This window comes from Subtercola boreus, assembly GCF_003399635.1.
GTDB classification, from domain to species: Bacteria; Actinomycetota; Actinomycetes; order Actinomycetales; family Microbacteriaceae; genus Subtercola; species Subtercola boreus_B.
The window spans coordinates 21,756-33,794 of record NZ_NBXB01000002.1; the positions used below are offsets into that span (position 1 = coordinate 21,756).

Below are 12,039 nucleotides of genomic sequence, written 5' to 3' on the forward strand. Positions count from 1 at the left end.
AGTTACCAGGTGACGTGGTTGGATTCGAACGATCCGCTCGGGCCGTCGATGGTCGCGTAGACCGACGATCCGGTGAATCCGAAGTAGGCGTTGTTCGTGAGGGTGACGTTTCCGCTCGCCCCGACGTTGACCGTCTTGGTGAGCCAGGAGGTCTTGCAGCCGCCGCCGCTGGCGCAGTTGCTGCGGTAGGTCACCGTGTAGGAGCCTGGCTTCGCGTCGGTGATCCGGAGCTCCACGTAGGCGCAGCCGGAGGTCGAGCACTCCGAGTTCCGCACGGGCGCGCCCTTCGCCACGTTCACAGCAGTCAGGATCGGCTCGGCCCGGCTCGTCGCCTCCGCGGAGGCCGTTCCGCTCACCTGGCCGGCGTTGTCGACCGTGCGGGCGGCGATGGTGTGCCGCTGGCTGTAGCCGTCGCCGACCACACGGCTGCCGCCGGCTGCGCCCACGTTCTCCCAGCCGCCGCCGTCGATGCTGATCTCGATGTGGAAGTCCTGGCCGTTTCGCTCCGGTGCGCCCCAGGTCACGGTGACGCTCTTCGCGTTGTCACTCGCGCTCGCCGTGGGGTCGCCGGGTTTCCCGAACGGGCTGACCGTGTTGGATGCCCCGCTGGCAGGTCCCTGGTAGGACTCCCCGTCGAGCTGAGTGACTGCTCGAACCTTCACGCTGTACGAACCGTTGTTCGGCACGCCACTCCGGATGACCTTGTCCCCGGGCATCCCGATCCAGCCGCCGCCATTGACGCTGTACTGGTAGGCGAGTTCGCTCTGCCGGGCACCCTTGCCGTCGGCGGCCCCATACGAGACGGTGACGGTGTTGTCGCCGGCGCTGGCCTGCACGTTCGAGGGTGCGCCCGGGGCCACGAAGGCGCGGCGCGGCGCTGACTCGCCCGAGCTCTCACTCGTGCCCGCTTTGTTCCTGGCGGTGAGCGCGAACGTGTAGTTGGTCTCCGAGTAGTCCACAGGAATGGCCTGGGACGTCTCGCCCGCGCCCGGCGTGAGGGTGCGGATGACCGTACCCCCGCGAATCACCTGGAGCGAGTAGCCCTTGATCGGGTCTCCGTTGGCTGCTGGGGCCTTCCAGTTGACCTGCAACTGGGCCTGGTCGCCGACCGGGTCGAGGCGGGTGACGGTGGGTGCGGCGGGAGCGTCGGGCTTCCCGGCCGGGATCTCGGCAGCCGAGTACGGGCTGAAGTCGCTCGGGCTCGGCGCGCGGTTCACGGCCTGCACCCGCACCTCGTAGGGGGTGCCGTTGTCGAGCCCCTCCCACTTCACGGTGTTGCCGGTCACTCCGGTCTTCTGGATGGCGCCCTTCGCGGGCGCGGGCGAGATCTCGAGGTTGTAGGAGGTCACCGGCGAACCGGTGGTGTTCGGCGTGACCCAGTTCACCGTGATGCTCTTGTCTCCGAAGACGAGGGTCGGCGCCGCGGGGCGGTCGGGGCGGGCATCCGGCCTCGCCACCGCAGACGCGGGAGACGGATCGGATACGCCGACCGCGTTCGTCGCCGTGACGGTGAAGGTGTACTCCACGTTGTTGGTGAGTCCGTTCAGCGTGCACGTCGTCGAGGCGCACTGCTTGCTGTAACCCTGCGGGCTCGACACGGTGTAGCCCGTGATCGGGGCGCCGTTGTCGCTCGGCGGTGTCCAGGAGAGAACGACGGTCTTGTCCTGGATGGAGGTCACTGACGGGGTCGTCACGTTGTCGGGCCGGCCCTGCACGGTGAGCTGGATGCGGCCGTCGGCCTCGCGGGACGGATCGTTCGTGGCGTCGGAGATGCGGTACCGCACGACCATCGTGCCGACGAAGTCCGCGGCGGGGGTGACGTCGACCTGGCTGCCGTTGATGCGCGCGGTGCCGTTGCCGGTCTCGACGAACGTGTCGAGGATCTTCAGTGGGGTGTCGGGGAACGGGTTGAAGTCATTCCCGAGCACGTCGACCGTGCGCGTCTTGCCCTGGTCGGCCTTGGCCACGACGTCATCGCGAGCGAGCGGTGGCGGCTCGACGGTGTTCAACACTGTGACTGTCACGACGCCGGTGCCCGGCTCGCTCTGGCCATCGTCGGCCGAGATCTGCAGGCTCGAGGCACCCCGTGCGGCTGAGGCGCTCGCAGAGACCGTGAGGGTGTTGCCGTCGATCTTCGCGTCGATTCCGGATGCCGGGTCGTTCGTGATGCGATAGACGAGCTTGTCGAGGTCGCCCTTGTCGGCGTCACGCGACAGGGTACGCAGATTCAGTGTCTCCGGTTTGCCAGCCGCCGCGACGCTGAGCGGGCCGCCGATGAACGTCGGCGAGTGGTTGACCGTCGACACCACGGTGATCGGGATGACCAGGGTGGCCTTGTGGCCTTCAGGATCGTCGGGCCCCGTGCCGTCGGTCACCTCGAAGTTCAGGGCGTCGGGCCCGAAGTAGTCGGCGTTCGAGGTGTAGCTGAGGGTTGTGGCATCCGTCACCAGCGAGGTGCCGTTCGCGTGCGACGCGCTCACCTTGCCGGCCTCGGTGATGCGCACCGACTTGCCGGGGGCGACGAGCACGTAGTCGCTGAGCGCCACGCTCACGGTCTCACCGCTGTTCACCGTGATCGGCTTGGTGCCGGGCTTCAGAGTCGGCGCCTCGGTGTCGGTTCCGGGCGCGTAGACGAACGCCGACGCGGTCAGGCCGTCGACGTCGGTCACCGTGTAGGTGATGATCTGTGCCGCGGGCTGCAGGATGACCGTGAGTTGGCCATCGGCGGTGACGCTGGCGTTCGGGTCGGTCACCGAGACCTTCAGATCGTCGACGGTGCCGTCGGGGTCGTCGTCGTTCTCCCGTACTGGAACAGTCGTCGACGCCTTGCCCATCACGTCGGCGACGCCGATGATGTCGTCGCGCGCGATCGGTGCCACGAGCTGGGCGTTCGGATCGACGCTCACCAGCAGGGCGCCGACCGCCGTTGCCCCGTACTGGTCGACGACCGTGTACTGCACGGTGTACTGGCCGGGAGTCGACGGCGCCTTCACGACGACGCGGCCGCGCTTGATCTCGGCGGTCATCCCGTCGGGCAGCTGCAGGCCGTTGTCGCGAAGCGCGATCGGGTCGCCGTCGGGATCGGAGTCGTTCGCCAGCACGTCCACGGCGACGCTCCGGCCCGGCCGCACGCTCACGGCGTCGGGCACCGCGTAGGGGTTCTGGTTCGCCGCAGAGCTCGGCACGATCCCCACCTGCACTGTCGCCGTCGCCTCAGCACCGAGGCGGTCGCGCACGGAGTAGGTGAACGTATCGGTGCCGGTCGACACCGGGTAGGCCTCGTACTCGAGCCACGACTCGCCGACGTTCACGATGCGGCCCTTGCTGGGTGCGCTCGCCTGGCCGACCAGCTGCACGGAGTCACCGTCGGGGTCGATGCCGTCCAGCGTGATCGGAATGGGCACCGTCGTGCCCTGGAGCGCCCGAACGGTCACATCGCGCGGGCGGGGCGGCGAGTTCGCCCCGGCATCAGCGCCCACGATCTGGATGGTCACATAGCCGGCGTCGCGCTGGCCCTGGCTGTCGACGACCTCGTAGGTCGCGTACACCGTCTTCGCCGTGGGTCCGGCCTTGAAACGCAGGGTGTCCTGCGCCACGAACATGTCGCCGTCGGCCGGGTCGATCAGCGGGTCGACGAGCTTCGGCGCGAGCGTGATCGTGTCGCCGTTGGGGCTGTAGTCGTTGGCGAGAACCGGGATGGTCGCGACATCCCCTGCCCGCACGGTCACGCTGTCGTCGACGGCGACCGGCGGCAGCAGCTTCGCCGGGGCCGGCACGGGGATGATGTAGACCTCGCCGACCGCCGACTTCGAACCGTTCGTGACGGTGTAGTGGATGGTCGTGGGGCTCGTGATGCCGGGAACATCGGTGACGCGGAGCGTCTCGTGCTCCAGTACTTCCACGCTCACTCCGGAATCGGCGGGGTTGTCGATCGACTGCACGGCGAGGATGCCGCCGGCCGGGTCGAAGTCGTTGCCGAGCACGTTGACGAGCACGCTGTGGCCCTTGGTGAGCAGGGCGACGTCGCGCACGGCGATGGGTGCGGCATCCGTCGCCACGTCGGCGAGAACATCCACTCGCACCAGGTTCGTCGACGACTTCGGACCGTTCGTGACGGCGTAGGGCACGTAGTAGGTGCCGGGCGTCGGCGAGACGAAGCTGAAGGTGCCGGTGGTGTAGTCGGGAACGACCGTCGCGCCGGCGACCTCGTTCACCTTGGCGAGCCGGAGTTGCGTGCCGCTCGGGCTCAGGTCGTTGAGCAGCGGCGACGCGGTGACCTGCTGGTTCGGCCTCGTGATGTAGTGGTCGGCGTTCGTGAGGGGGGGCAACGTGCCAGCGGCCTGCATCTCGAAGTGGATCGTGCCCTCGGTCTCGGCCGTGCCGTCGGAGACGGTGACCTTCACGTCCTTCCGGCCGGGTTCTGCGTCGAGCGCAGTGAAGGTGATCTGGCCGTCGGCCCGGAACTGCACCTGGTTGGCGCCGTCGGCCGTTGCGCTCGTGACGAAGACATCGTCGCCGTCGGGGTCGATCCAGTCGGGCAGAACGTTGTACGACACTGTCGAACCCTGCTCGACGGGCACGGACGCGATGCGCTTCTCGGTCGGCGCGCTGTTCGTGCCGGTCGCGCTCACCGTCAGGGTGACCGAGGCCGTGTCCTGCCCGCCCCGGCCGTCGTCGGCCGTGTACGTGAACGTGTTGCCGCCCGTCGCGCCGGCCGGAACCGTGATCTGCAGAGCCGCCCCGTTCAGAATGGGCTCCACCGTTCCGAGCGTGGGCTGTGCGCCGGTGAGGCTCGCCGTCAGCACGTCACCGTCGGGGTCGGAGTCGTTGTCGAGCACCGGCAGGATGGTCGTTCTGCCCGCCCGCACGCCGAACTTGTCGTTCGCGGCGATCGGCGGATTGTTCTGCTCGGTGCGGTTGGGCAGCACCTGCTGCAGCACGTCTTCGGGGGTGTCGTCGTTGTCGTCCTTCTGGGTCTGGTCGGCGGGGGGAACGACGTCGTCCCAGTTCTCGACCTTCTTCATGTCCTGGTTGACCAGCCAGACGGCCCCACTGGTGAGGTCGTTCAGCACTACGACATCACGATTGACGCGGAAGAGCAGGTCGGCGTTGTCGCCCAGTCCGTCGATCGCCCGGGCGACGTCGTTCGCGCTGCCCTCGCAGTCGCGGAGGTAGGTGGAGACGCCCGACCAGGCCGCGTAGGCGCAGCCGCCGAGCTGCACCGGCGCTGTCGCGCGGCCCGCCGCCCCCGTGCTGCTCGGGGGCCCGTCGACCGTGGTGGCGTCGCTTCCGTCGAGCGGCTGTTCGATGAGCGCCGTCGGGGTGGCGATCAGCACGGTGGCCGACTCGGGGCCGTTCTGCTGCAGGATGCCGCCCTTGGCGCTGTCGAGCGTGACAGTCTTGCCGCCCGGCAGGAAGACGGTGCCGTTCACACTGTCGAAGACGACCGCATCGGTGCCGACGGTGGCCAGGGTGAGCTTTGCGTCGTCGGCGACAGCGGGCAGGGCGCTGGTGGTGATGTCGGGGCTCTTCGAGGTGGTGCCGGTGCGGGTGTCGACGGTGGGGGCGGCGCTCGCGGTCGGCGTGGGCGTGGCGGCGCTCCCGGCGGCCGGGGCGGTCGCTGCCGGGGTGGCTGCGTCGGTGGCGGGAGCGTCTGAGCTCTGCTCATCCGGGACCGGCGCGGCCTGGGCATCCGCCGGGATCGTCACGAGCGTGCGGTCGGTCAGTGAGAGGCCATGGATGCCGCCACTGCTGTCGACGGTGGCGGAAGCCCCCGATCCCAGGCGGTAGAGCGGCGCCTGCGGGGCAGGCAGGAAGCTGGCGAGCGACTCGGGCGACGTGGCCCAGAGCATCCCGCTCGCCGGGTCGAGCACCGACAGCGTGTCGGCCCCGAGCGAGACCTGCGCGTCGGTGGGCACGGCGACCGGGTTGCCGACAGACACCGTCGCGGGGTCGACCGTCTGCATCGTCGAGGAGGCCGGGTCGACCGCGATGACCGTGTCGCCGTTCTGCAGGATGCCGAAATTGCCGCTCGTCATGCGGAGGCCGCTGTCGAGCACCTGGGAGGGGTAGTTGAGGTGGCCGAGCAGGAGTCCGCTCGGCTTCGACACCCAGACGCCGCCGTCGTTCAGCTGCACGTTCGCCGTCGAGACGCCCTGGTAGAAGATCGCCATCGTGGTCACCGCAAGCGACACGGCAGAAACGGTCGCCACCGACGCAAACGTCGCCTTGTGGCGCCGAATGGCCTCGAAGAGCCTCACGTGAACCCCCGCTGTGAGATGAGACAAGCCGGACCATTCAAACATGACTTGTTGCCATCCCCTAAACAAGGGGTTGTTGCGTCCGAGTGTTCAGAGGTTTGCAACCGGTGGCGCGGCTCCGGCGGCGGGAGGGGTGCGCGGGCGGCAGGATGGGAGCATGCAGCTCACCGTGCTCGGCACCGCCGCCCCGTTTCCCGTGCCCGGTAATGCGTGCTCGGGGTACCTGCTGCGGGCGGGCGGGTCTGTGGCGGGGGGTGTCGCGGGGTCTGCTCTGTCGGGCGCTGATGCTCCGGCGGGCGCGGCAGCGCCAGCGGCGGTGGATGTCCGCCTCACCTCCCTCTGGATCGATGCCGGCACCGGCACCTTCGCCGAACTGCAGCGACACCTCGCGCCGGGAGACCTCGACGCGATCTTCGTCACGCACCGGCACGCGGACCACACCGCCGACCTCCTCGTGGCCTCCTACGCGTACCGGTTCAGCACGGCTCCGGCTTTCGGGGCCCGCGGCGACCGCCGCATCAGGGTGTTCGGACCGGAAGGGCTCGCCGAACGGCTCGCCTCCTTCCTCGGCCCCACGGCGCTCACAGGCGTGGAATCGGTCTTCGAGTTCACGGAGCTGCACGGCTGGGGCGAGGCTCCCGTGGGCGATCTCGACCTGTCGTGGGGCCCGGTCTCGCACGGAATGCCGGCGTTCGGGCTGACGGTCGTGGGGCGCGCCGCGGCGGGGCCGACGACGCGAGCCGGCTTCACCTACTCGGGCGACACCGCCCCCTGCATCTCGCTGGTCGAGCTCGCCGAGGAGTCCGCCACCCTGCTCTGCGAGGCAGGCTACGACGAGGCCCCCTCCGGCGAGTACGTGCACTGCACTCCTGAAGACGCGGGTCGGCAGGCGACCCAGGCGGGCGTCGCCACCCTCGTGCTCACCCACATCGCCGAGAATCTCGACCCCGCAGCGGCCGTCGACCGCGCCCGCTCCACCTTCGCGGGAGACGTGCGCGTCGCAGAGCCCGGCGCGACCTTCCTGGTCTGACGCCGCCGCGCCTCGCACCCCCCCGGACCTGCACCCCCTCGGACCCGCCCCCGCCCAACGAGGCGCCACCCAAACCCCGCCCCACAAGCATCACACCCCACCTGTGGCGCGTGCACAACTCAGGGTGGGCGCCTCGCCATCGACCATTCGGGCTCGGTGAAGCGTCTGTCCTGAATTGCGGACAAGAAGGGTGTGCGATGCGTCGCGGTGTCGGCCAGCACGATGGACGCAGCAGCAACCGTCAGGCGGGTGCTCCGGCGACCATCCACCGGTCGGTGCGGGCGCGGAGGCCCAGGGTAAGCGCCCTCGCGCCGATGTAGCCGTAGCCGAACGCCGCCCACAACCAGACGAGCCCTGCGTCGCCGCCGGGTGCGAACAGCACGACGAGGGCGAGCAGCGGCGCATAGACGCCCACGTTCACGAGCCCACTGAGCGCGAGATACCGGGAGTCGCCTGCGCCGATGAGCACACCGTCGAGCACGAACACGTAGCCCGCGAGCGGTATGCCGAACCCCATCGCGAGGGCCGTGAGGGCAAGTGCCGCCGCGACATCCGGGCTCGAGGTGAACACCGGTCCGAGCAGCCCGAGCGCCGCGACCAGCGCGATACCCGCCCCGAGCAGCGCGCCCACACCCCATCCCCACCGCACGAGCCGACGGGTGACGAGCCCGACCCGTTCGAGGTCGCCCGCACCGAGCCCGTGGCCGATCATCGACTGCCCGGCGATAGCGAGGGCGTCGAGCACGAATGCCAGCGTGGTGAAGAGGGTGAGCGCGATCTGGAACGCTCCGAGCTCCGCCGTGCCGAACGTCGCAGCGACAGCCACCGTCGCGAGGATCGCCGCCCGCAGCGAAGCCGTGCGCACGAACAGCCAGGCTCCGGATGTCGCGGCCGACAAGGCCCCGTCGAGCCCCGGTCGGAGCCGCGCACCGCTCTCCCGCACCGCGATCACGATGTAGACAGCGGCCATCGCCCATTGCGCGACGACGGTTCCCGCCGCAGAACCCGCGATCCCCCAGCCGAACCCGTAGATGAACACGGCGTTCAACCCGGCATTCGCCGCGAACCCGGCGACCGCCACGATGAGGGGGGTGCGGGTGTCCTGCAGGCCGCGCAAGAGCCCGGTCGCCGCGATCACCAGCAGCATGGCGGGCAGGCCGGCGAGCGAGACAGTGAGGTACGTCACGGCGTCGGCCGCGACATCCGGATCGCCCGTGAACAGCCCCACGACCGGCCGCGCGAACAGCAGGCCGAGAACGACGACGACCACACCGAGCCCGAGGGCCAGCCACAGACCGTCGATGCCGGCCCGGATCGCGCCCGTGCGGTCCCCGGCGCCCATCCGCCGGGCCACAGCGGGGGTCGTCGCATAGGCGAGGAAGATCAGCAGCCCGATCACCGTCTGCACGATGGCGCTCGCAATGCCGAGGGCCGCGAGCGGAACCTCGCCGAGATGCCCGATGAGGGCGGTGTCGGTCAGCAGGAAGAGCGGCTCCGCAACGAGCGCGCCGAGCGCGGGCACGGCGAGGCGCAGGATGTCGCGGTCGAGGCTCGGAGCGGGCGGTGTGGGCATCCACCAACCGTAGCCAGCACGGCCGACACGTGGCCGGCCCGATGCGAAGGTGAGACGCCCGCGCTCGCGTGAGATGGGCGCGCGCGTCTCAGGTGTCCGCCGCCGTCTCACTCGCTGCACTGTCAGACCGCGCGGCTATTCTGGACGCATGAGCGAAACCGGCATCGACACGACCGAACTCGACCCCGAGACCCGTGCACAGGACGATCTGTTCCGGCACGTGAACGGGCGGTGGATCGCGCGCACCGAGATCCCGGCCGACAAGGCGCGGTACGGGTCGTTCTACGAGCTCGCCGAAGAGGCCGAGAAGGCCGTGCAGCAGATCATCACCGAGGCGCAGGGGGCCGATGCGGGCACTGAGATGCGCAAGTTCGGCGACCTCTACACGAGCTTCATGGATGAGGAGCGCATCGAGGAGCTCGGCACGGCTCCGATCGACGCCCAGCTCGCCCTCGTCGACGCCGTCGCCTCGGTCGAAGACCTCGTTCGAACCGTCGGGCGTCTCGAACGGCAGGGCGTGGGCGGCTTCTTCCACCTGTTCGTCGACAACGACCCGGGAAACCCCGAGCGATACCTCGTCTTCGTCGAGCAGGGCGGTATCACCCTGCCCGATGAGAGCTACTACCGCGACGAGAAGTTCGCGAGCATCCGGGAGGCGTACGTCGCCCACATCCAGCGTATGTTCGAGCTCGCAGGAGCCGGCCCCGGTGCGTCGGCAGGCCCCGGCACCGCCGCCGAGCGGGCGCAGCGGGACGATGCCCACGGGCGCCGCGCGCAGCGCGTCTTCGACCTCGAGACGGCGATCGCCTCGAAGCACTGGGACAACGTGAAGACCCGCGACGCCCAGGCCACCTACAACCTGCTCTCCTGGGCCGACCTTCTCGCGCTGTTCACCGGAGCGGCAGCCGACGACTCGCCCGCCGGCGCGCTCACGATCTGGCGTGATGCCCTCGACGTGCCCGCCGGCGTGCTCGATGAGGTCGTCGTGCGGGAGCCGAGCTTCCTCGAGGGTATCTCGGGCCTCATCACCGACGACCGCCTCGCAGAGTGGAAGGACTGGCTCTCGTGGAAGATCATCCACGGCGCAGCTGCCTTCCTACCCGATGCCTTCGTCGCCGAGAACTTCGAGTTCTACGGCCACACGCTCACCGGAACGCCCTCGATCCGTGCCCGCTGGAAGCGCGGCGTCTCCCTCGTCGAGGGCTCGATGGGCGAGGCCGTCGGCCGGATCTACGTCGACCGCCACTTCGGCAGCACGGCGAAGGCCGCGATAGACGTCTTGGTCGCCAACCTCATCGAGGCCTACCGGCAGTCGATCACCGACCTCTCCTGGATGACGCCCTCCACCCGCGAGCGGGCACTGGAGAAGCTCGAGAAGTTCACACCGAAGATCGGTTTCCCGGCGAAGTGGCGCGACTACTCTGCGCTCGACCTCGACGCGTCGAGCCTGTTCGACAATGTGCGGGCGACGAGCGAGTTCGAGTTCCAGCGAGAACTCGGCAAGGTCGGCAAGCCGCTCGACCGCGACGAGTGGTTCATGACTCCGCAGACCATCAACGCCTACTACAACCCGGGTTTCAACGAGATCGTCTTCCCCGCCGCCATCCTCCAGTACCCGTTCTTTGACGAGGCACGGGATGCCGCGTCGAACTACGGCGCGATCGGAGCCGTCATCGGGCACGAGATCGGCCACGGTTTCGACGACCAGGGCTCCCGGTTCGACGGCGACGGACGTCTGACGGACTGGTGGACATCCGAAGACCGCGAAGCCTTCGAGAAGCTCACGGCCTCGCTCATTGCGCAGTACGACGCACTCGCGCCCGCGCAGGTGCCCGAGCACCACGTGAATGGCTCGCTGACAATCGGTGAGAACATCGGCGATCTCGGCGGACTCGGCATAGCGTGGAAGGCATACCTGATCTCGCTCGGCGGCGAAGAACCGCCGGTGATCGACGGTCTGACCGGTGCCCAGAGGTTCTTCCTCTCCTGGGCGCAGGCCTGGCAGCAGAAGTCGAGAGACGAAGAGGTGATCCGCCTGCTGGCGATCGACCCGCATTCGCCGAACGAGTTTCGCTGCAACCAGATCGTGCGGAACATCGGCGAGTTCTACGAAGCATACTCCGTCGGCGAGAGCGATGCGCTCTGGCTGGCTCCGGATGATCGTGTGAACATCTGGTAGTTTCGACGTTTCACCGCAGGGGTCGTGGGGCCCCGGCACCCGTGCATGTGACGTGGCTCCCGAGGCCACAGACGAAGGAAACAACGGTGGCACAACCGATGCGCAAAGACCGGCGGCGGGGCCAACCCGGCCTGCCGAGCGGGCGACGTTCGAACGCCCCGCACGACAGTGAGACGTTCAAGCGCGGTTTCGTCTCGCTGACCAAGCTTGCGCTCTCCGGCGTGCAGATCACCGCTTCGGCACTGGATGTCGGCACCGAGAAGGTGCTCTTCTCCATCGACGACCACCTGTCGGTGCCCACCGCGAGCCTCGGCAAAGTGCTGCTGCTCATCGAGGTCGCCGCCCGGCTGACCCATCGTGACATCTCGGCGCATGGGCTGCTCGACCGAACCGTCGTGGACTCGGCCGCCGACACCGGACTCTGGCAGCACCTGCAGGTGCCGACGCTGCCGGTCGCCGACCTCGCGGTGCTGGTCGGCGCGACGAGCGACAACCTGGCAACCAATGTTCTGCTGCGGCACATCGGCCTCGATGCGGTTCGCGCGCGCGGTGAGTCGCTGGGGCTGCACCGCACCTTCCTACTCGACAAGGTTCGGGACTTCCGCGGCCCCGACGACGCCCCGCACTTCTCGGTGGGCTCGGCGCGTGAGCTCGCAACGCTCTTCCGCAACCTCGCCGAGGGCAATGTCGTCGACGTCGCGACCAGCCAGCAGGTGCTCGCCTGGCTCGGCCTCGGCAGCGACCTGTCGATGGTGGCCAGCGCCTTCGGGCTCGATCCGCTCTCGCACGTGCACTCCGACCACGGCCTGCTTCTGATCAACAAGACGGGCTCGGGTGCGGGCATCCGTTCGGAGGTGGGCGTGCTGCGCGGCCCGCGGGCGAGCGTGGCCTACGCGATCACGATGCGCTTCAACGACGCGGAGCTGACGGGCCGGCTCGCGGTGCTCGAGGGCATGCGCACGCTCGGCACCGACATTCTCGAGTACGTGTACTGACG

The 12,039-nt window shown here is 69.1% G+C and carries 5 protein-coding genes; 3 read left to right on the forward strand and 2 right to left on the reverse strand.

Annotation, left to right across the window (positions count from 1 at the left end):
* Positions 1–2: 2 nt before the first annotated feature.
* A complete protein-coding gene (locus B7R22_RS00600; protein WP_116409897.1) occupies positions 3–6,260 on the reverse strand; it encodes an Ig-like domain-containing protein in 6,258 nt (2,085 codons plus the stop codon).
* Positions 6,261–6,417: 157 nt separating this feature from the next.
* On the opposite strand from B7R22_RS00600, the gene B7R22_RS00605 reads away from it, so the two are divergent.
* Entirely contained in the window at positions 6,418–7,290 is an 873-nt protein-coding gene (locus B7R22_RS00605) for an MBL fold metallo-hydrolase (protein WP_116409898.1), read from the forward strand.
* Between the two features lie 241 nt (positions 7,291–7,531).
* Here the strand turns inward: B7R22_RS00605 and B7R22_RS00610 are convergent, their stop codons facing one another.
* A complete protein-coding gene (locus B7R22_RS00610; protein WP_116409899.1) occupies positions 7,532–8,863 on the reverse strand; it encodes an MATE family efflux transporter in 1,332 nt (443 codons plus the stop codon).
* A gap of 148 nt (positions 8,864–9,011) precedes the next feature.
* On the opposite strand from B7R22_RS00610, the gene B7R22_RS00615 reads away from it, so the two are divergent.
* Together B7R22_RS00615 and B7R22_RS00620 are read left to right on the forward strand one after the other, a co-directional pair.
* On the forward strand, positions 9,012–11,042 hold the full coding sequence (locus B7R22_RS00615) for a M13 family metallopeptidase (protein ID WP_116409900.1): 2,031 nt from the start codon (positions 9,012–9,014) through the stop codon (positions 11,040–11,042).
* Positions 11,043–11,128: 86 nt separating this feature from the next.
* On the forward strand, positions 11,129–12,037 hold the full coding sequence (locus tag B7R22_RS00620; RefSeq protein ID WP_253258795.1) for a serine hydrolase: 909 nt from the start codon (positions 11,129–11,131) through the stop codon (positions 12,035–12,037).
* The last annotated feature ends 2 nt before the right edge of the window (positions 12,038–12,039 follow it).

Bases quoted from the DNA above. Each gene is read 5' to 3' on its own strand.
- B7R22_RS00610 (WP_116409899.1), bottom strand. From the start codon at position 8,863: ATGCCCACACCGCCCGCTCCGAGCCTCGACCGCGACATCCTGCGCCTC.
- B7R22_RS00615 (WP_116409900.1), top strand. From the start codon at position 9,012: ATGAGCGAAACCGGCATCGACACGACCGAACTCGACCCCGAGACCCGT.
- B7R22_RS00605 (WP_116409898.1), top strand. From the start codon at position 6,418: ATGCAGCTCACCGTGCTCGGCACCGCCGCCCCGTTTCCCGTGCCCGGT.